Here is a 20,106-nt window from a genome sequence, read left to right on the forward strand (position 1 = left end):
AAATTTTGTCAGCTTTTTTCTAAAAAGCCCTCGAAAATCCTCCGGATTTTCGGGGCGCCAAAAATCCTACGAATTTTTGAGCGTTTGAGGTGAATATACATCATTACCATTTTAAAACGGTAAAATTATTTACCTTTTTCTTTATTTTTTTAAATTAGTTAAAAATAAACTTTCAATAATTAATAAAATTGAATTTCATTTTGTATATCAAAAAATAAGTAAATAATGGAACTTACGATTTAATCATAGTCCCAATTCCTTTTTTAGTAAATATCTCAAGTAAGACAGAATGTTTAACTCTGCCGTCAATGATATGGGCAGATGAAACACCATCTTCAATAGCTTTAATACAGGTCATTGTTTTAGGCAGCATTCCTTCAGTTATGGTTCCATCCAGGATTAACTCTTCAATCTCATCAATTTTGATTTTTCGAATAAGTGACTCAGGATCCTTTGGATCTGCAAGTATTCCAGGAACATCTGTCAGTATAATCAACTTTTCTGCATCCATTTCAGAAGCCATGTCCCCTGCAACGGTATCTGCATTTAAATTCAGGGTTTCTCCATTATCGGCAACACCAATAGGTGAAATTATTGGGATATAATCATTTTTGGTGAGCACATTTACTATCTCAGGGTTTATAGACCTAATTTCACCTACAAGCCCCAGATCCACAATTTTCTTTTCACCAGTTACATTATTTATTACCTCATGAGGAGCTTTTCTGACGGCTTCTATAAGTTTGCTGTCTTTTCCAGATATTCCTACTCCATTTCCACCGTGCCAACCTATTCTTGACACAATTTCAGTGTTTATCTTACCTACAAGGACCATTTTAACTATGTCCATGGTTTCCCTGTCTGTTATTCGAAGCCCTTCAATAAATTTTGGTTCTTTTCCAATTTTATCCATGGCTCTTGAGATTTCAGGTCCTCCACCATGCACAACAATTGGATTCATGCCCACGTACTTCAAGAGCACTGTATCCCTTGCGGTGGAATCCATAGCCTTTTCATCGACCATGGCATGTCCGCCGTATTTTATAAGAATCTTCTTTTTATGAAATTTCTTTATGTAAGGCAATGCCTCTATTAAAATGTTAACGGTTTCCATTTTATCCCAGTTTTAGTTATGTGATAGTTAAACTTTCTTTAAATTCAATAAATTTTGTGATAATGAATAAATTATTTTAATTTTTTTATTTACTAATCAGTTCAAACCCTTAAAATACTTTGGTTTTGAGATATAAATTCAGTGAAAATTAGTAAATCAGTTATGTACTGTACTCTGAATTAATCTTCACATAGTCATATGATAAATCGCACCCGTATGCAGCTGCAGAATGATCTCCTAGATTAAGATCAACAATTATTTCAATTTCATCATTCTGCATTATTTTTTCTGCAGTTTTAAGTTCATCAGTCCCATCAAAAGCTAGAATAGAACCTTTTTCCACAATTTTAACAGTTTCATTATCTGACTTAAATGTTATATCTACAATTTTTTCATCCATTTCAGCCCCCGAATATCCTACAGCTGCAACTACCCTACCCCAATTAGGGTCAGCTCCGAATAATGCTGTTTTTACAAGTGATGATCCAACGATAGCTTTTGATGCAGATTTTGCATCACTAGAAGATGCAGCGCCATTTACATGAACTTCCATATATTTAGTTTCCCCTTCGCCGTCCTTTGCCATCATCTTTGCAAGTTCAGTACATACATACCCAAGCGCTTCATGGAAATTTTCGTCTATTTTCCCTGAACTTCCATTTGACATCAGTATAACAGTATCATTGGTACTTTCATCACCGTCTACAACAACCATGTTGAATGATTTATCCACTGCTTTTTTAAGCGCGTCATTTAGTTCTTCAGCTGATGCTTTAACATCAGTGGTAATAAAACATAGCATTGTACCCATATTTGGCGCTATCATTCCAGAACCCTTAGTTATACCGCCAATTTTAACGATACTTCCATCTTTAAGGGTAGTTTGAACAGCAAATTCCTTTGAAAACGTATCGGTAGTCATTATAGCTTCTGCTGCTGCAAATGAAGCTTCAGGAGAATTTTCAAGGGTATTCAATGACTCATCTATAAGTGCATTTATAATGTCTAAAGGCAGTTTCCTTCCAATTATGCCTGTGGATGCAACGGCAACATCATTTAGTTCAATGTTTAATTTATCTGCAACCCTTTTTGTCATTTCCCTTGCACTAGCGATACCTTCTTCAGCTGTAAAACAGTTGGCATTCCCACTGTTTGCAACGATTGCGGATAATTTACCATCTTTAAGTACGTCTTTTGTAACAATAACTGGTGCTGCAACTACTTTATTTGAGGTAAAAACTGCAGACGCTGTATTTTCTTTACTAACTATTACAGACACTCCATATTTCCCTTTACGAGAACCTGAAGCTAGAACACCATCTACAGCACATATTCCTCCTTTTATTATTTTCATAAAAATTCTCCATTAATATTATTTTAAAGTCAAGGTTAACCCAATAAAATTAGAAAATAGTGATTTGCTATTCCACTACCTGAATATTTTCATATTAGCCATCATTATGTGCCAGTATCATTATTACTGTCACTATTATCCTCATCATTATCGTCGTTATTTACACTACCACCATTGTTTTTACTGTTGCTATTACTCTTGCTACCGCTACTATCACTATTGTCAGTATAAGTAGATTCTGAGTTTTCATCTGTACTATTTACGCTGGTTTTAGGTTCTGTATTAATGTTAACATTTTTTGTGGATGGGACCTGTATATCCTGATTAGTTGAGACCTGTGTAGTGTTTTGAGTATTGTTTTGATCCAAACCCATTACTATTCCTGCTCCTGATCCAAATCCAAAAGCTATTAATGATATAATCAATCCGATTATGGCTTTTGCTTCAGTTTCTGGCTTCATAATACCACTCTAGTTTTCTATTGTAAGTTTTTATTAATAAATATAATGGTTTCACTTATTCTCTGTGTTTAAATATCAGCTAAATTAAACTATGTTGCAATTGCGTATAAAAGAGCAATGAATATTGACACGATACCAAATTCCCAGTATCCAATGCTCCATCCTATGAATGTAGCTACAAACACGAAGATAAATATTATTACAGCTTTAGATTTCCCATGCATTAAGAAATCCAGGATAGATCTTGAGAATTCTGAAGGAATATAATATGCGTATGTTCCATCTGCAATATCAAAAACCATAACAGGGCTGTTATTCCATATTTTAACTTCATCAGCTATCTGAGCTCTTTCTCCAGATTCTCTTCTGCTTTTTCCTATACCTGCCCTTAGCATTGCACCATGATTTAAAGCATGCCATGCAGAATCAATACCTGCCTGTAATGCTGCATGTTTTGTTGGGAAATTAGCGACAAAATCATCACCTCCTTCCCTGTATCCTTCAATTTTTCCATTACATTCATTCTCGATGAAATTTTTAATATCTGTCATTATTTCAACGAGTTTGTCACGCCCATTTTCTGATATAAATTTAGTGGAATCTATCATATCAATAAATAGATAATTATCATAAACTGCAGGGGCACCTTTTAATTTTCCAGTTTTACCTGAAAATACAATTGCATATTCTCCCCCTAATTTAGTAAACCCTACTCCTGATGATTCACCGATCTGTTTGTTTAAATTAATAGCCCTTTCAATAGATGCGGCCCCAGTCATTCCTGATGCTGCCCTTACGTGGATATCTTTTTCCAGACCGCGGCTTATAATTTCAATTCCGACTCTTATTGCATCATTTTTGGAAAGCATCCTTGCTACAATCTCAGTACTGCTTTCTTCAACAATTGTACCCCTTTCCTTTTCAATGATGCTTACAAATTCTTTAATAATCGGATCTTTTTCAAAGACCTCTACATACAGATACCTGTCACTACCCATAATTATATTACTTAAAAGGGCATATTCATCAACTTTATTTTCTGCAGGCTTTAATTCTATGAATTTTCTACCTTCAGGGATGTTTGCTGTACCTATTTCTTTAACAAGGTTATGGAAAATATTTTGAGTTGTAATATGTGCACGATCAAGTTCCAATAGCATCGTTTTAGTGTAATTTATCATCTCTACGTATTCTCTTTCCCTGTCGTTGGTTGGGTAATATTTTGTGCCTATGCTTAAGACCTTGGACTTTATAAAAAGTCCAAAAAGTCCTCTCATTAGATAATCCATGACCATTTAACTTTTTCCTCCTTATAGAGCGAAATGAGATTTCGTTAGATATTACTACCCTTTACTTTCTCCTTTTTCTAAAACAATCTCAAATTGTCCTGGTTTTTCCATTAACATACTTGGTTTAACGGATACAATAGGAAATTTCCATGTTCCAATCCTTGCAGCCACTGTACTTGCGATATTTCTAGAGTTTTTCTTTACAAATGAGTAATCGTGATCATTAATGGTTATATTTATATTATATTTAGATTCCTCAACTACCTCATCCGAATAAAGAATATTAAGCTCAAAACTACCAGGTTTTGTGAAAAGATCATTTCTTACAGCAACAAGGGGCGCGTGTTCAAGTTTAAGTCTGTCTCCAACAGTAACTGCAATATTTCCAGCATATCTAACAGCATCTTTATAGTCCCTTGGGCTTACAAGAACAAAAATAATGAAGTCGCTCGTTGATTCTGCCTCTTCAACCAGGTTCATTACTTTACCAAAAAGAGGAATCTTCTGGAATATATCTTCTATTTTAGAGTCCAGTGCATTTTCCCGGGTTTTAGTTATCCTATCAATTGCTTCTTTTGCAATTGCAATACCGCTTATTTTCTTGCTTTTTTTAACTTTATATGCATCTAGTCCCTTTCTTTCAAATTCGTTAAGGGAATATGTACATATTTTTTGCAGTATATTTTTAACTTTTTTAGGCTTAGAAGATGTTCCAATGGAGATTTCACCATTTTTAATACCATAAGGAATTCTTTTACTTGCAATATCTTTAAATTCGTCGTTGTAATCTCTAAACATATCATTTGATAATATTTTTGCATTTTCTTCATATGCAATTTTTAAAATAAAATGATCTGCCGTTGTACCAGATGGGACCTGCTGAACTTTTTCTTCTTCAAGAAGTTTGTTGAACTCTTCCTTGTTGTCAATTTCATGTCTAAGGGGTGCATCCGCTATTGCAAACGGTTCATAACCTAATCCTTTCAACGCTTCCATTGCATTTAATATGTTATTAAGACTTGGCTGTCCGTCTTTTCCTTTTCCAAAGTGAGCCACGTTGGATGCATCAATAATTACTTTCAATCAATCACCTTACATCTATTTTCAAATTTTGCAAGACACTTAGATTTTCCATCCGCCTGATTTAGGACTACTTCAACAGTATCTGGTTTGATATCAATTGTATTAAAAGAACAAACATCTTTTCCTCGAAGTTTAAGTGAAGAAACTGTTCCCGCAGTGACAAATGTTGTATTACCAACGAACCATACATAAGGCACGTGCTTATGTCCTGATAATACGATATCTGCCCCTCCATCAATTATAGATTTTAGAATGTCACCAGCATCAGTCAATATATTTCTTTCACGTCCTGTTTTGGGAACAGGAATTATATGATGATGAAGGGCTATTATTTTATATAAATTATTTTCTCCAGCATTTTTAAGTTCCGCTTCCATTGAAGCTTGCTGTGACCTACCTATTTTCCCATAATCTATATCTGGCTCGCTGCTATCTAACCCTATAGCGCTAATTTCAGGAGTTTTAACATTTAGAGTACCACAATACTTCTTTATAAGTTCCTCAAAACACTCGTTTCCGATATGCCGTGCATCGTGATTTCCAGGAACTACAAGTAGTGGACTTTCAAAAAGTTCCATGAACTCTGCTGCTCTTTCAAATTCTGCATAATAACCATTGTTGGTTATATCTCCAGTTACAATCACTAAATTTGGATTAAGGTCATTAACTTTATTTATGGCCCGAAGTAAAAGCTCCTCTTTGAAATTGATTGCACCGATATGCATATCTGATAGGTGAGCAATAAATGCCATCTAACTTAACCTCATAATTGCTTCTGCAAGATCTCCATTTGTATCTTTTAATGCTTTAATAGCATCTTCTTTACTTGCACCTGTTTGAGCAGATACAAGCTCTACATCTTCATCAGGAATTTCTAATTCTATTTCTAATTTTTTCTCTTTAGGTTTACCAGTTATCTGGTATGTTTTCTGCCCCATAAAATCCATTATATTTATTTTTGGATTTTTTATCACTACTTCTTTATCTTTAAACTTTATTATGACTTCTGTGGCACCTTTGACATCCTTCATGTCCATGCCCATTTGTTTCATAGCTCTTTGCATTTGTTTAAGTTGTTTTGGGTTCATCCCTGCACCCGGTATCATAATTTACCTCCTTTTCTTGTCTTTACAGCTTGACCAGTTTTTAAATCTTTTATTTCATGAGCGTTTAAAATTGACTTACCAAAAGCCAGTAAATCATCATTTTCATTTACAATTAATACTTCTTCATTCGCCCTAATATTTATATCAATGTCTATAACGAATTTAGCAAATATACTTTTTCCTTCTCTTGCAAATGGTTCAGCATCACTGTTTACAACCACTCTACTTTTAGGGTATTCAAGAAACTCGTGAAGTCTCTCCGCTCCAAGCATACTTAAAACGAATATCCCATCACTTGCACGAAGCGTTGCAATCAGATCTTCGCCGTCATAAACATGTCTTATTTTACCAGTTTTTCTACTTTTAACTATATCTACATTGGTACCAAACAGAGCTTTTCCAGCACCTGTACCAAATTGATAATCTGCAATATATTTTATTTTTTCTTTATCATCAAACTGCAATCTTAATTCATTAATATTGAAATTTTCAAGCTCAAAATCAAGATCAAACTTTTTAATAAGACTTTCACTGATTATAACTTCATTGAAATTATTTATATACTCATTTATAATATTTTTAACGAATATTTTAGAATCACCATCTAATAAACTTGGAGACTCATTCTGAGCTAAAGGGTAAATTTCATCAATCTCAAGGGGAATAACTCCAAATGGAACATCTACAACAACAACCTGTAATTGTTCATCTATATGGGAGCTATTTTCTGATTTCAAGCCCTTAATCCGGTAGAAATTTCCAAGTTTTTCTAAATCAGGTTTATCTCTGCCAAAATTGGTTAATATATTCTGAATATTTTTGGAGTATGGTTTTTTAAATGACGGCAGTAACAGTACTCTGTTTTTTTGAGGAATTCTTGAAATTCGGCTTAAGTATCTAAATATTTCAGGCCTATTTAACGATTCGGGGCCAGTGTAGAAAAATGCAGAATTTTTATACTCCGGGTCGTACTCTTCCATTAATTCCGTGTAATTTTTAAGGTTTCGCAGCGCATCTAAAAGATAAGGGTGAGCCCTGCATCTCTGCTCAACTAATTCAAGTAAATTTCCATCGACAATAGCCTGTCTTATTTTTCTGATTTCTGCAAAACTGACATGAAGGTTATGCTGTGCAATTAGTTTCATCCTCTGTTCTTTTTTCATACTCCTTAAATCATTAGGAGTATATTTAGTACATACTTCACATGAACACGGCATTTCCAAAAGATCCTGTAATTTATAAGTTCCATTAGGCATCATCAGGCGATCATCCTGGGCATAAAGAATATAAGCAGCTGAATCAAACAAATCACATCCCATAGCAACAGCTAAAGCAAATACCATAGGATGGCCTGCACCCATAAGGTGTCTTGGTCTCGATGGAGGTAAATTAGCCACGGATGCCATTACAATATCCACAACATCTTTGTATTTATAATTTTCAAGTAAAGGAACTACTGCCCCTATAGGATAAACTTCAAAATCCATCTGACCAATTGCTTCGGCACATTTTGCCCTCAAGTCCGGGAAAGTAGAGCCCTGCACAACAGAGTTCAGCATTAAATTTTTTCTTGCATCTAACGCTTCTTTTGCCCTTTCAAGAGTTATTTCAAGTTCTTTTTCCGCCCTTTCCCTCTTTACATAGGGGGGTGTTGGAATATCAAGGGAAGTACCAATATCAGTGCCTATATTCTCTTGAAACTCGATTATTTCTTTATTAGTTACATCAATATCTCCATACACTGAAAGCTGAAAAGAACCGGAATCAGTGACAATTGGGCCCTCAAAATTTATCAAACTGTGTATGCCCTCTTCAAGAGCTTTTTTCTTCAATTCTTCATTTTTATAGATTATATAAGAGTTAGTTATGACGATGTCTGCCCCATACTTTTTAACATCAATGGTTTGTTTTCCAGGATGGATTACAGGCATCAAAGCTGGTGTTTTCACATTTCCATGGGGAGTCTTCAGTATACCAATTCTACCCATTGCATCCTTATATTTAATTTCAAAGTTCAATTTTTCACCTATATCATTATATTATTAAATATATCTTTTAGATTGTAAATTTAATTGTTCAAATGAACTATTTATTCAAATTCAATTTTTCATATTAGTTATCTTTTTAAATAAATCTTTTAGAGTTTTGATTAATTTGAATTATCAGAGAATTCTAATTTTTCAGAATATAACTATTAAACATTCATCAAATTTCATGGTTAAAATCATTTAGATTTAATAGAATATCAATTAAAGCATAATTAAATTAAATTTTACGTTAATTTCCATTATCATGTGTAGACTTTATACTTCATTATTATGTCATACTTGTTAATTTAAGTTGACTTGTTTTAAAAAATTCCATTTATTTAAATCAAAATATATGATAATTTAAATATTGTACAATACTCCAAACACGAGTGTAATTTTAAATTTTATAAGTTTTAGATCATTTTATACTTTATTTTCTTCCATTACATTTGTTAATCTTTTTATCATTTCATTTATCCTGCTGGAAGAATTATCTAATTTTGAAGCTTTACAACCACAGATACATTCATCAAATTGAGGGCAAATTATATAATATGCTTCTTTTGATTTTAAATCAGCGATTCCAAGCGTATTAATATTTCTAAGGAGCCTCCTCTTAAGTCGAGCGTCATTAACATCTTTACCCAGGTATATTGGAGTTTTTACAGTCGATGCAAATTTTTTTATTCCCCTTAAAGATTTTCGTTCCTTTTCTCTTCTTTCCCTTATTTCATCATTAGACGCATTGAGTTCCGGATCCCTAAACGGGACCCCTGCATCACTGAGTGCTATCATTCTCTCATCATTATCTGGGAGTGATTTTTCGATTACTTCAGGAACTTTAGATGCCACTGTGCCCCCGCTTTTCCGCCCAAATAATGGACTTTCACCTACATGAAACCCTGCATGTACCATTGCAGACCTGACAGGTGCTGCAGATGTATAAGTAAGAATAATCCCCTCATCTTTAAGTATATTTTTCAAAATAAGGAAAAAATCAATGGTATACAATTCAGGGGATTTGAGTGGTGAAAATGGATCCAGAAATACTGCATCATATTTCTTATCAATTTCTTTAATTACATATCTAGCATCACTCAAATATATATTAATCTTGATTCTATCTGGTATCTCATCTTTATTGAATTTAAAACCAAGAGTTCCATCATCATATAATTTATTCTCCACTGCGCTCTTTATGATACTATAAGACTTAATGGGGTCTTCTATAAAAAGAGATGATGCAAGGGTCTCTCTTGATATTTCAATCATATCAATTTCAATATCAACATCATCACCTAAAAATTCAATACATGAAGCAGCATTATAACCCAGTCCGCTGCATATATCCAGTATCTTAACTTTTTTCTTTCCTTCAAGCTTTGCAGGTTTAACAAATTTCTCCATTGATTCCGAAATTGCCCCGTGGTGAGTATGCATCGTCTCAGACTTGTCATTTACATTGTTAGATTTTAAGGTATAGGATCCATCTGCAGTTTCTATAAAATACTCCTTTAAAAGGTTTTTTGTCTTGTTTCTTGCGCATTTATTCCCTTTATGTTCTTCTGTGAAGCATTCTCTGATAATTTTTAGAGCATCGTCTGTTGCAGTTAATGCTTGATAATTGCTTTTTGTTTTCATGGTAATCCAAATTTTATTTATTAAATAGTAACAAATTAATTTAGAACGTGCAGATTCAGTATAAATGTTTTGCGCATTCTATGTTGAATTAATCTAAATTGAATTTGTATAAAAACTTTAATTTATTAAATCAATGATTTATAAAATTTAAACAATGCACCACATTCAATCATGAACATTTAAAAATATTTATGATACAATATTTATATTTGAAAAATTAAAAATTGAATTTACTATTTTAATTCATTAAATAAAGCTAGATTCACACTAGTATAAAACAGTATATTGGAGGCAAATAAGTGGTAAAAGTTATTGGAGTTATAGGTAGCCCGCGGAAAAATGGGAACACCGCATATTTAGTTGAAAAAGCATTGGAAGCTGCAAAAGAATCAGGAGCCGATGTTGAAAGTTTATACTTGGGAAATATGAAAATGGAACCCTGTAATGCATGTGATATATGTAAATTGACAGGTGAATGCCCAAAAGATGATGATGTAAATGAAATTCTTTCAAAACTTCAGGAAGCCCATGGAATAATCATTGGAAGCCCAGTTTACTTTGGAACTGTAACAGCACAGCTTAAAATACTTATGGATAGGTCAAGGCCACTTCGAGCTGATTTTAAACTTAAAGACAAAGTAAGTGGGGCAATAACTGTGGGAGCATCCAGAAACGGAGGACAGGAAACTACATGTTCGGCCATACATAATTTCATGCTTATTCAGGACGCTGTAATTGTAGGTGATGGTGCACCTCTTGCACACTATGGCGGTGCTGGAGCTGCAGGAGCTGCTGGCGATGCGCAAAATGATGAATATGGTATAGAAACATCAAAAAATTTAGGGAAAAGAGTAACTGAACTTGCCAAAAAAATTAACAATATTAATTAAATATCAAATAAATTAGTGAACTGTTCAATTTTATTACTATTTTTTTTTAAAAGATGCAAAAATTGTCTAGAAAAAGGAAATATTTCACCCAAATCAACCACTCATTTTATTTATTAGTGCATATAATATTATTTTTATCATATATTTATGACCAACAAACGACCAAATGGCAATATCTTCATTGGAGAAAACTGCAATGACATTGAATGATCTTCAGATAAAAAATTTATCCCCTTTAAATAGAAATTTGGAAGATAAAATGGATCAAAATTCAAAAAAATCCAATAATTTCCTTAATAATTGGAATATATATGTGGTTATGCCTGCATATAATGAAAGTAAGACTATAAAAAATGTTATAGAAGATCTTAAACAAAGAAATTTAAACATGGTCATTATAGACGATGGATCTCATGACAAAACATATAAAATAGCGGAAAATTCTGTTTATGACCATGGGTTCATTTACAGACATGTGATAAATAGAGGATTAGGTGCTGCACTTGAAACTGGAATAAAAGCAGCGCTGGCAAAGAATGCAGATATAATAGTAACATTCGATGCAGATGGACAGCATAATCCCGATGATATAATTCCTGTATGCAAACCAATCATGGAAAAGAGAGCAGACGTTGTAATAGGAACAAGAAATTTTAATGAAATGCCTGCTTCTAAAAAATTTGGAAATACAGTTATGAACATAATAACGCGTATTTTTTATGGAATTCATGTAAATGACTCTCAATCAGGTTTACGAGCTTTCAACAGGAAAGCTGCTAAAGTTTTAGATATAACCTCAAGAGGTTATGGGGTATCTTCTGAGATAATAGGTGAAATTAAAAAATATGACTTAAAAGTAGAAGAAGTTGAAATCGAAACTATTTATACTGATTATTCCATGAAGAAAGGTACAAATTTAATAGTGGGTCTCAAAATACTTGCTAAATTAATAATAAATATCCTAAAATAATATTAAAGTTTAAATAATTTACAGGCGGTGCATAAATGATATATAACGATCTAGGAGCTCTTATAGGAATAATTGCCATAATTATAGGCATTTTAAGGTTAAAAAATGGTAAAATGTCCCTTGGAATGGCTTTACTCTGGACTATAATCTGGTTAGTTATAATATGGATTTCATTATTCCCCGAATCAACAAACTTACTTGCAGGATTAACTGGAATAGGGAGAGGTTTAGATGCAGTACTAATATTTGGACTTATTTTAAGTTATTATCTCATTTTCAAAATGTATGGCATGATAGAAAATATGGATAAAGAAATAACATTACTTGTGAGGGAAATTGCACTTCAAAGAGGAGATTTAAAGGAAAAAATAGATAATGAATGCTCAAAAGATCTAGATCCATCAGATGAAAAGAGTAAAACTAAATCAAAATAAACTCATTTATTTTAGAAATCCAATTAATTCTTTACAGATTTAATCAACCAGAGAGAATATTATGAAAATAGGATACTTCATCAGCCATTTTCCATACGTAGACCTCGTCAATGACGCAAATTATAACAAAGAATATGCTCATGGAGGTACTGAAATCGCTGCTTACCAGTTAGCGCGCAATATAGCAGAAATAGATGATGTAGAGATTTTTACAACATCCATCGATTTTAAAGATTCACATGAAAATTCAGAAAACATGTTGATACACCGCTACGGCACTGTTTTAAAAATTGCAAGCGCTAATTTATCATTTAAAATTTTATACAAACCTTTAAACTGTAAAATTGATATTGCCCATGCTCATTACAACATGCCTTACTCTGACTATTCTGCACTGAGATATGCAAAAAAAAATAAAGTACCATTTGTAGTTACTTACCATGCTGATGCGCAGGATAGTGGAGGAAACTTTGTCCGCAACTGGGCGCAAAAGATCTACAATAGATCTCTACTTAAAAATGTTTTAAATGGCGCAGATGTAATAATTGCCACATCAAAGTCATATATAGATGAATCTAAGTTTTTAGGAGATTACATGGATAAAATTGAAGTAATTCCTAATGGAATAAACCTGGAAGAATTTGATATTAAGCTCGGGAAAGCAGAATGCAGAGATAAACTAGATCTTCCGCGTGATAAAAAAATAATACTATTTTTTGGGAATATTGTAGCATATAAAGGCCCCCATATCCTATTAAAAGCTTTTATAAAGGTTAAATCTCAATTTAAAGATGTAAAGCTGGTTTTTGCAGGTAGGGGTGAGATGCAGGAAGAACTTAAAAAATTAGCTGCAGATCTAAGTATAACAAATGATATCATTTTTACAGGATACGTGGATGAAGGGCTGAAACCATTTTATTACAAATGTGCAGACATATTCTGCCTTCCTTCAATCACCATGGCTGAAGCATTTGGAATTGTAAATTTAGAAGCTATGGCTTGTGGTATTCCTGTTATATCTTCTAAACTTGGAGGAATTCCAGATGTTGTCGTTGATAGAGAAACAGGACTTCTTGTTAACCCTGAAGATGTAGAAACACTGGCAGAGTCCCTAATGTTTTTACTTGAAAATGAGGATATTGCTAGAAAAATGGGCGATAACGGGAAAAAGAAGGTTGAAGAATATTCCTGGAAAAAGATAGCAGGAAAAACACAAATGATTTATGAAAGGTTAATTTAAATGGTTATGCTCTCAGAATTTTAATTCCATCTTTAGTTGCATTTAAAAATGATTTATAACGTCTTAAATTTTTAAAATATATCAAATCAATAGCACTGATAATCCAGAAGTCAAAAACAAAGAAATATAATAAGAATGATAAAGTTTGCAAGTTATTGCTATATTTTTTAACAAATAAAAACCTATTTTTAGTTTCTAGATAGTCAACAAACAAATTGGTGTTTCTATTAGTGGAACCGCCTATTTTATGCCACATTTTTGATTTAAAAGCATAAACCGATTTCCAACCGCTGATATAACCCCTTATAGCCCAATCATTCTCTTCTCTATAAGAAACATATTCTTTATCTAATAGGCCTATATCTCTAAGCATTCGCGCCCTTGCAAGTAAACAGCACCCATGGATGTAGTCAACCTCTTTATTTGTATCATATTGTCCTTTATCAATTTTTTTGTAACCAATATGGCTTGGTTTGAATTTCCATAAATTCTGTTTTCCTCCAGCGAAATTTATAATATCTTTTCTTCCTTTGTAATCATAATAATAAACTTTTGGCCCTACAAACCCAATTTGAGAATCATCTTCTGCAACTTTTACTAATTCATTTAAAAAACAATTATCAACAACAGTATCATTGTTTAAAAGCAAAATATAACCTGAATTTAAAATATCTAAAGCATACCTAATTCCAATATTGTTCCCCTCAGTAAATCCATAATTTTTATCATTTTCGATGAGAATCAGTTCCTTGTTCATATAGTGTTCATCCTTCATGGATTCTATTTCATGTTTTAGATATTCTTTAAACTTAATTGGCTTATTTTCGCTATAATCAAAAAAGGGAGAGTTTACTTTTATTTTACCCTTTAAATATCCTTTGATCTTTTCTAAAGATTCATCATTTGATGCATTGTCAAGGAGAATGATATTATAATTGGGATACTTAATTTTGTAAACTGATTCTAAACATTCTAATGTATCTTTCCATCCATTCCAGTTAAGAATGACAATAGAAACGTGAGGATAATTCATAATATGCTTTCCATTTTAAAATTTCTTTTTAAACTTTGTCCAGTAAAAAATCGATCTTTGAAAAATTTTTTGTATACTTAAAGGATATTCTGAATCCCAGTTTCCCATGGTAGTATAAACTATTTTATAGTTTTTTCTATGTTTATTCAATAATTTTTTTAATATACTATAATATTCCTTTGAAAAGGAGTCTCCTGCAGATTTATGATATATCGAAGCTGGAACTACATAAACATCCCGTCCATTCTCATTAATGCTTAAACTGTAATCTACAGCATATAAATGCCAGCCATTACATACTTTTTCGTCGAATGGAACCATATCAAAAACATTTTTTGGTATTATAAACAGACATTCATCAAGTGTTTGCACTTTAACAGGCGTCTCGATTTGTATTTTTCCAGCAAACTTTGGAGGTATTCCTTCTTTGATATTACTTATAATTACCTTTTCTTTAGATTTTCCTGCGGCTCCTGCAATACCCAAATTTGATATAGAATCTAAAATTAGTTCTAAATCATTTAAAAACGTGTTAGAAGATAGATCTACATCTTGATGTGTAAAAATTATATATTTACCCTTTGCTTTTTTACCTTCTTGATTAAATGCTTCTGCAGCCGATTTAAACTTTTTTTGAGTGTTATTAATTAATATCAGTTCATAATTAGTAGTTTGACTATTCAGGCTTTTGAGTAAATAATCATTTAAAATTTCTTCATTATTGTACACGCAAACTATTGAAAAAATTATTCCACCTCAAAATGATTATACAAAATCAATTTAATTGTTTATCTCCTTTTTATAATTTGTTTAAATAAGTACCTATCCATATCATCAATTCCTTTAATTAAGTATAATACTGCCAGATATGCTAAAACAGCAAAAGGTGCTAAAATTAACAAATTAATGATCTTGAAATATATAAGAAGTACGCTCATAACAAGAGTACTGACTGTTACTTTTAATAATATTTCATTAATTCTATTTTTAGATACTCCAAAACCAAATTTATACCCTATCATAATAACACTGCCCACAAGAATGGCCTCGGTCACTACTGTTGCAATACTGGCCCCCACATAACTAAGCGTTGGAATTAAAATTAAATTAAGTGCAATATTTACAACTACACATACTGCTGAAATCTTGGTAACTATTAACTGCCTGTTTGTAGCCTCTAATAACCTAATAAATGCTGCCCCAATGAAAGTAAAAACTGTGGTCCATATAAGTATCTGCAGAGCAATGATTGATCTTTGATATCCATAGCCAAATATTAAAATTATAATATTATCCGCTAAAATTGTAACCGCTGCTCCCATTGGAATTCCAGTTACAACCATTAATTTAAAATATTTTTCAGTGATTAAGTTCAATGAATCTCGTGAAGAGAGATGAAATTGCGACATTGATGGGAAAAGAGTAGTATTAATGGTAATTGGGACATACAACAAAGCAAGAATCAACCTGTACGCTGCATTATACCAGCCTACTACCTCGTTCCCTTGAAATAATGAGAGCATAACCGAGTCTATATATGTATATACCATGCCCGAAATTCCTGTTAATCCAAAGGGTAATGCTTCTTTTATTGCAGATTTCCAAAAACTCCAGTTAAGTTGCATTTTGTAAGGTGGAAATTTCCAGATATAAACAAGAAAAATATAGATCAAACTAATTACACTGGATATAAAAAATATAAAAGCAAATCCTAAAACACTGAACCCATAGTATATTCCAATGATAACACCTGCAAATAATAAGACATTACTTATTACCTGTCCAATTGATTGATATTCTATTTCCTCATAAGCCTGGAATATAGAATTAAAAATTCCATAAAATGAAGTTAATATGCTGTACAATGCAACAAAGTAAACAACAATTTTAACTTCCTGAGGATAACCCATTAAATTTATAGCTACTGCCACAAGTCCGAATGTTAAAGCTGCTAAAATTATCTTGATTAATATTATATTGCCGAAGTATTTACCAGTTAATGATTTATCCCGCGCTATTTCTCTAACTGTTAAAGTGTTTAAACCTAAATCTGCCAGTATACTGAATATACCCGTAAATGCAAGTGCAAATGATAGAATTCCAAAGCCATCAGCCCCCAGATAACGGGCTATATAGATCATATAAAAAAATGCAAGTATATAACTTATAATTTGAGAAATAAATAAAAATACAGTATTTTTAGCTATTTTACGGGCTTTACTCATATTTAATCTCTCTTTTTAATTTAGTTATAGACCTGCAAATTAAAATATTAAATTTGATTTTATCACATATAAATTACTAAACTTTAGTAAAAATCTGTTATTTATGATTTATCTGAGCAATGATATTATAATTTTTAAGGCATTATAAAATTATTCAACTCCATTGAAAGTTATATTAGTTAATATCCATTTAAATTCACTTAGTTTTTGTTTTTTTTCTCCCAATTAATTCAAGTATTCTTAATAAGTTAACTGGATTTATCCAAGGATAATTAAAAAAAAAAATAAAATAATAATATTAAGTAACTACTTAATAACATTAATAAATTATACTTGGTGTAAATCATGGATATTGGAATAGTTCACCCCGAATTAATCTATCCCCGCGGTGCAGAAAAACAGGTATGCAAATTAAGTTACTATCTAAATAAAATGGGGCACGATGTTACGATATATACATTTGAAAAGAAAGAAAACTGTGTTTTTAATTCATTACTTGAAAATATAAAAATTATTTCATTAAATGAAAAATGGATCTCGGGTCCATTCTACAGCTATAATCTAGTTAGATGGCACAGTCTAATTAAGAAACTAAGCAAAAAAATTAAAGAACATGATATTATAAATGCACACAACCATCCTGCTCAATGGATATCAAAATATACAGATATACCAACAGTATGGACCTGTAATGAACCATATCAACACAATATTTCCAGTTATATGAAAAAAATGTATTCTGCCCACAGTTTAATAGACAGAAGACTAACAAGGAGCACTAAATTAATATTGTCATTGAGTAACGGGATAAAAGAGCTCATCAAAATGAGATATCCTGATAAAAAAGTGAACATCAGCTACTCTGGTGCAGACCTGGATCATGAAGTTAAACATGAAACTAATGAATATTTTGACGCCATATTCGTAGGGCCTATACAGCCCCAAAAACGCCCTTTTGATATAATAAAAGCATTTTCTTCAACCTGCAAAAATATAGAAAATGTAAGGTTACATTTTGTTGGAAATACGACCAGTTTAATTTCTAAAAGAATGAAAAATGAAATGATAAAATACGCTGCAAAAAATGATATTGAAACTATATTCTATGGTTCAGTTCCAAATGATAAATTATATGAACTTTATAACATTGCAGATATCTCTATTTTCGTATCTGAAGCAGAACCATGGGGAATATTCCCATTAGAAACTATATTAGGAGGTATACCAACTATAATATCGGATCAATGTGGAATAAAAGATATTTTACCAGATGACAATCCTGTTGTAGAAACTGGAAACATAAGACAATTAGCAGACAAAATAATAGAAATTAAAGATAACTACCATGAATACAAATATAAAACAGTTAAAACTTCAAAAATGGTCAGAAAAAACTATTCGTGGGAAGCTTACAGCAGGAGAATGGAAAATATTTTAAAACAATGTAGTTAATCAAATTTATTTAATAACAGTAAAATATTCTAATAATTTAAATACAATCTATTTTTAGTTGATTTATAAGCAAATAATTCAATACAAATTATTTAAGAGAATTCTTATTATATATTTACCAATCCAGTGGATTTAATATATAAATTAAATTACAAATAACAATATCCAATAATATAGTGAATACAATGTCAATTTTAATAACCGTGGGAATAGTTGCCAAAAATGAGGAAAAATATATAGAAGAAACCTTAAGAGGCATCATAAACCAGAGTATAGATACTTCCTTAATTGAAATAATTGTTGTAGACGGCGATTCCTCTGATAGAACACGTGAAATTGCAGAAAATATTTTAAGCATGTCAAATGTAAAGTATAAAGTTTTAAATGAGAAAGATTTCGGTTTCTACGGCCTGTGTTTTTCAAGAAATCTTGTAATTGATAATTCAAGCAAAACCACCAAATATATTGCTTATACAGATGCAGACTGTATTGTAGATAAAAACTGGCTTAAAATGCTGTACCAGCATATCGAGAAAAGTGGAGACGACACTGCAGGCGCTGGAGGCCCAAGACTGGTAGCCCCAACAGAAGATAAAAAAGAACTTGTAATAAACAATTTTTTAACCTCAAATATTGCATCTGGAGGAAATCCAGCTTTTTCTAAAAAAAATGTTGCATATTTAGACAGTATTCCCAACTACAATTCAATTTACAAAAAGAATATAATATCCAGATTTAGATATGACGACAGTCTAATCATCTCAGACGATAATGAATTAAATTTAAGGCTTAAAAAAGAGGGGTACAATTTTATTTACGCTGGAGACGCTGAAGTCTACCACCGCGAAACAAATTCCATAATTGAATTTGGAAAAAATATGAGGAATTATGGTGTAAATATAACAAATACCATAAAAAAACATAGATTATTTAAAATTAAACCTTTTATATCCTTAATATTCTTGTTATACCTTATTTTTTTAGTCCCATTATATTTAGTAGTAGGGTTGATTATTTTAATTCCACTTATACTCTATTTCATATTTGCAGTCATGATATTTGCAGAAATTATTTACAAAACAAAAACCATTTACTCTTTGATAATTTTTGTTTTACTGCCAGTTCAGCACGTCTCATATGCATATGGAATGATCTATAATTTCTTGTTTGTTAGACCCGTGCGTAGAAACAGCAATTAAGTTCTAAAATATTCATTTAAAACTTATTCATATCCTTTTAATTTAGGACAAGCTTCAGTATATCCCATGAAGAATAATTTATAATTCTTAATGTATTGTGTGAAAAAATAATGGATTAAATATAAAACATACACAGGATAATATTTCTTATCTTTAACTTCAAAGAAAATGAACTTAATAAAACAAAAAATACGCTAATAGAGGGAAACTTATGGAAAGAATTTTTGAAGATGAAAATTTTGATGATGCATATCAAAAGGTTATCAACCTAACTGGAGGAGTTATATCAATGAGAGAAAAGGAACGGCTTGCTGAAATATTTGAAATAGAAAATTCATTGATAATTACAGTTGATTTCCTAAAAAGAGAGATATATGCCGAATTTGTGGAAGACAACCCCAAGAATTATGCCCTTATTAAAAAACAGTTAGCTGATTCAAAAAGGATAGTAGGGGACTTAAATTTAAAATTTATTGATATTTTCAACTGAAAATATAATTAGTTCCTAAAAAACTATTATTAATTAAAAAAAAATCATTTAATTTAATTAATTAGATGACGCTGTTAAATAAAGTCTTTAAATCT

19 protein-coding genes are annotated in these 20,106 nt (G+C 31.6%); 7 read left to right on the plus strand and 12 right to left on the minus strand.

The features are described 5' to 3' along the window. Positions 1 to 232: 232 nt before the first annotated feature. The 9 genes from argB to ASJ80_RS10805 form a co-directional block, all read right to left on the minus strand. Positions 233 to 1,114, minus strand: coding sequence for an acetylglutamate kinase (gene argB / locus ASJ80_RS10765; RefSeq protein WP_069584155.1), 882 nt, complete (start codon positions 1,112 to 1,114; stop codon positions 233 to 235). 160 nt (positions 1,115 to 1,274) lie between these two features. Continuing rightward, the gene (gene argJ, locus ASJ80_RS10770) at positions 1,275 to 2,468 is read right to left on the minus strand and encodes a bifunctional ornithine acetyltransferase/N-acetylglutamate synthase (RefSeq protein WP_069584154.1); all 1,194 of its coding nucleotides are present in this window, start codon (positions 2,466 to 2,468) and stop codon (positions 1,275 to 1,277) included. 104 nt (positions 2,469 to 2,572) lie between these two features. Then, positions 2,573 to 2,929 carry a hypothetical protein gene (locus ASJ80_RS10775; protein WP_069584153.1) on the minus strand — a complete coding sequence of 119 codons (357 nt, stop codon included), beginning with the start codon at positions 2,927 to 2,929 and terminating at the stop codon, positions 2,573 to 2,575. An 89-nt stretch (positions 2,930 to 3,018) separates the two neighbouring features. Then, entirely contained in the window at positions 3,019 to 4,224 is a 1,206-nt protein-coding gene (locus ASJ80_RS10780; protein WP_069584152.1) for a hypothetical protein, read from the minus strand. A gap of 48 nt (positions 4,225 to 4,272) precedes the next feature. Continuing rightward, positions 4,273 to 5,301 carry an NYN domain-containing protein gene (locus tag ASJ80_RS10785; protein ID WP_069584151.1) on the minus strand — a complete coding sequence of 343 codons (1,029 nt, stop codon included), beginning with the start codon at positions 5,299 to 5,301 and terminating at the stop codon, positions 4,273 to 4,275. After that, a complete protein-coding gene (locus ASJ80_RS10790) occupies positions 5,298 to 6,053 on the minus strand; it encodes a metallophosphoesterase family protein (RefSeq protein ID WP_069584150.1) in 756 nt (251 codons plus the stop codon). The genes ASJ80_RS10785 and ASJ80_RS10790 overlap by 4 nt, the downstream gene beginning before the upstream one ends. Further along, a complete protein-coding gene (locus tag ASJ80_RS10795) occupies positions 6,054 to 6,407 on the minus strand; it encodes a nascent polypeptide-associated complex protein (protein ID WP_069584149.1) in 354 nt (117 codons plus the stop codon). It lies immediately after the preceding gene. Then, the gene (tgtA, locus tag ASJ80_RS10800) at positions 6,404 to 8,395 is read right to left on the minus strand and encodes a tRNA guanosine(15) transglycosylase TgtA (protein ID WP_069584165.1); all 1,992 of its coding nucleotides are present in this window, start codon (positions 8,393 to 8,395) and stop codon (positions 6,404 to 6,406) included. The genes ASJ80_RS10795 and tgtA overlap by 4 nt, the downstream gene beginning before the upstream one ends. Before the next feature lie 465 nt (positions 8,396 to 8,860). Further along, positions 8,861 to 10,078: an MnmC family methyltransferase gene (locus ASJ80_RS10805; protein ID WP_069584148.1), complete on the minus strand. Its 1,218-nt coding sequence runs from the start codon at positions 10,076 to 10,078 to the stop codon at positions 8,861 to 8,863. Positions 10,079 to 10,377: 299 nt separating this feature from the next. Here ASJ80_RS10805 and ASJ80_RS10810 point away from each other — a divergent pair, with 299 nt between their 5' ends. From ASJ80_RS10810 to ASJ80_RS10825, 4 genes are all read left to right on the plus strand, one after another. Next, the gene (locus tag ASJ80_RS10810; RefSeq protein ID WP_069584147.1) at positions 10,378 to 10,968 is read left to right on the plus strand and encodes a flavodoxin family protein; all 591 of its coding nucleotides are present in this window, start codon (positions 10,378 to 10,380) and stop codon (positions 10,966 to 10,968) included. Positions 10,969 to 11,164: 196 nt separating this feature from the next. Next, the gene (locus tag ASJ80_RS10815; RefSeq protein WP_338036867.1) at positions 11,165 to 11,938 is read left to right on the plus strand and encodes a glycosyltransferase family 2 protein; all 774 of its coding nucleotides are present in this window, start codon (positions 11,165 to 11,167) and stop codon (positions 11,936 to 11,938) included. Positions 11,939 to 11,973: 35 nt separating this feature from the next. Beyond that, positions 11,974 to 12,372, plus strand: coding sequence for a DUF2304 domain-containing protein (locus ASJ80_RS10820; RefSeq protein WP_069584146.1), 399 nt, complete (start codon positions 11,974 to 11,976; stop codon positions 12,370 to 12,372). A gap of 61 nt (positions 12,373 to 12,433) precedes the next feature. After that, complete coding sequence (locus ASJ80_RS10825; RefSeq protein ID WP_069584145.1) at positions 12,434 to 13,612, plus strand: glycosyltransferase family 4 protein; 1,179 nt, start codon at positions 12,434 to 12,436, stop codon at positions 13,610 to 13,612. Between the two features lie 4 nt (positions 13,613 to 13,616). On the opposite strand, the gene ASJ80_RS10830 is transcribed toward ASJ80_RS10825, so the two are convergent. From ASJ80_RS10830 to ASJ80_RS10840, 3 genes are read right to left on the minus strand one after another with little or no spacing between them, the layout of a single operon-like run. After that, the gene (locus tag ASJ80_RS10830; RefSeq protein WP_069584144.1) at positions 13,617 to 14,645 is read right to left on the minus strand and encodes a glycosyltransferase family 2 protein; all 1,029 of its coding nucleotides are present in this window, start codon (positions 14,643 to 14,645) and stop codon (positions 13,617 to 13,619) included. A gap of 15 nt (positions 14,646 to 14,660) precedes the next feature. After that, positions 14,661 to 15,374, minus strand: a complete 714-nt coding sequence (locus tag ASJ80_RS10835; protein ID WP_245837565.1) for a glycosyltransferase — start codon at positions 15,372 to 15,374, stop codon at positions 14,661 to 14,663. Between the two features lie 59 nt (positions 15,375 to 15,433). Beyond that, positions 15,434 to 16,870: a flippase gene (locus ASJ80_RS10840; protein ID WP_069584142.1), complete on the minus strand. Its 1,437-nt coding sequence runs from the start codon at positions 16,868 to 16,870 to the stop codon at positions 15,434 to 15,436. A 345-nt stretch (positions 16,871 to 17,215) separates the two neighbouring features. Here ASJ80_RS10840 and ASJ80_RS10845 point away from each other — a divergent pair, with 345 nt between their 5' ends. The 3 genes from ASJ80_RS10845 to ASJ80_RS10855 all read left to right on the plus strand — a co-directional run bounded on the left by ASJ80_RS10845 (position 17,216) and on the right by ASJ80_RS10855 (position 20,011). Next, positions 17,216 to 18,322 carry a glycosyltransferase family 4 protein gene (locus tag ASJ80_RS10845; protein WP_069584141.1) on the plus strand — a complete coding sequence of 369 codons (1,107 nt, stop codon included), beginning with the start codon at positions 17,216 to 17,218 and terminating at the stop codon, positions 18,320 to 18,322. A 185-nt stretch (positions 18,323 to 18,507) separates the two neighbouring features. Continuing rightward, the gene (locus tag ASJ80_RS10850) at positions 18,508 to 19,521 is read left to right on the plus strand and encodes a glycosyltransferase (RefSeq protein WP_069584140.1); all 1,014 of its coding nucleotides are present in this window, start codon (positions 18,508 to 18,510) and stop codon (positions 19,519 to 19,521) included. A gap of 211 nt (positions 19,522 to 19,732) precedes the next feature. Next, positions 19,733 to 20,011: a hypothetical protein gene (locus ASJ80_RS10855; RefSeq protein WP_069584139.1), complete on the plus strand. Its 279-nt coding sequence runs from the start codon at positions 19,733 to 19,735 to the stop codon at positions 20,009 to 20,011. Positions 20,012 to 20,106 lie beyond the last annotated feature (95 nt).

The sequence above is a fragment of the Methanobacterium bryantii genome (genome assembly GCF_002287175.1).
Taxonomy (GTDB): Archaea; Methanobacteriota; Methanobacteria; order Methanobacteriales; family Methanobacteriaceae; genus Methanobacterium_D; species Methanobacterium_D bryantii.

Excerpts from the sequence above, each read along its gene's own strand:
- ASJ80_RS10840 (WP_069584142.1), bottom strand. The coding sequence starts at position 16,870 with ATGAGTAAAGCCCGTAAAATAGCTAAAAATACTGTATTTTTATTTATT.
- tgtA (WP_069584165.1), bottom strand. The coding sequence starts at position 8,395 with ATGGGTAGAATTGGTATACTGAAGACTCCCCATGGAAATGTGAAAACA.
- ASJ80_RS10855 (WP_069584139.1), top strand. The coding sequence starts at position 19,733 with ATGGAAAGAATTTTTGAAGATGAAAATTTTGATGATGCATATCAAAAG.
- ASJ80_RS10830 (WP_069584144.1), bottom strand. The coding sequence starts at position 14,645 with ATGAATTATCCTCACGTTTCTATTGTCATTCTTAACTGGAATGGATGG.
- ASJ80_RS10790 (WP_069584150.1), bottom strand. The coding sequence starts at position 6,053 with ATGGCATTTATTGCTCACCTATCAGATATGCATATCGGTGCAATCAAT.
- ASJ80_RS10850 (WP_069584140.1), top strand. The coding sequence starts at position 18,508 with ATGTCAATTTTAATAACCGTGGGAATAGTTGCCAAAAATGAGGAAAAA.
- ASJ80_RS10825 (WP_069584145.1), top strand. The coding sequence starts at position 12,434 with ATGAAAATAGGATACTTCATCAGCCATTTTCCATACGTAGACCTCGTC.
- ASJ80_RS10845 (WP_069584141.1), top strand. The coding sequence starts at position 17,216 with ATGGATATTGGAATAGTTCACCCCGAATTAATCTATCCCCGCGGTGCA.
- ASJ80_RS10815 (WP_338036867.1), top strand. The coding sequence starts at position 11,165 with ATGACATTGAATGATCTTCAGATAAAAAATTTATCCCCTTTAAATAGA.
- ASJ80_RS10820 (WP_069584146.1), top strand. The coding sequence starts at position 11,974 with ATGATATATAACGATCTAGGAGCTCTTATAGGAATAATTGCCATAATT.
- argB (WP_069584155.1), bottom strand. The coding sequence starts at position 1,114 with ATGGAAACCGTTAACATTTTAATAGAGGCATTGCCTTACATAAAGAAA.
- ASJ80_RS10775 (WP_069584153.1), bottom strand. The coding sequence starts at position 2,929 with ATGAAGCCAGAAACTGAAGCAAAAGCCATAATCGGATTGATTATATCA.
- argJ (WP_069584154.1), bottom strand. The coding sequence starts at position 2,468 with ATGAAAATAATAAAAGGAGGAATATGTGCTGTAGATGGTGTTCTAGCT.
- ASJ80_RS10780 (WP_069584152.1), bottom strand. The coding sequence starts at position 4,224 with ATGGTCATGGATTATCTAATGAGAGGACTTTTTGGACTTTTTATAAAG.
- ASJ80_RS10795 (WP_069584149.1), bottom strand. The coding sequence starts at position 6,407 with ATGATACCGGGTGCAGGGATGAACCCAAAACAACTTAAACAAATGCAA.
- ASJ80_RS10805 (WP_069584148.1), bottom strand. The coding sequence starts at position 10,078 with ATGAAAACAAAAAGCAATTATCAAGCATTAACTGCAACAGACGATGCT.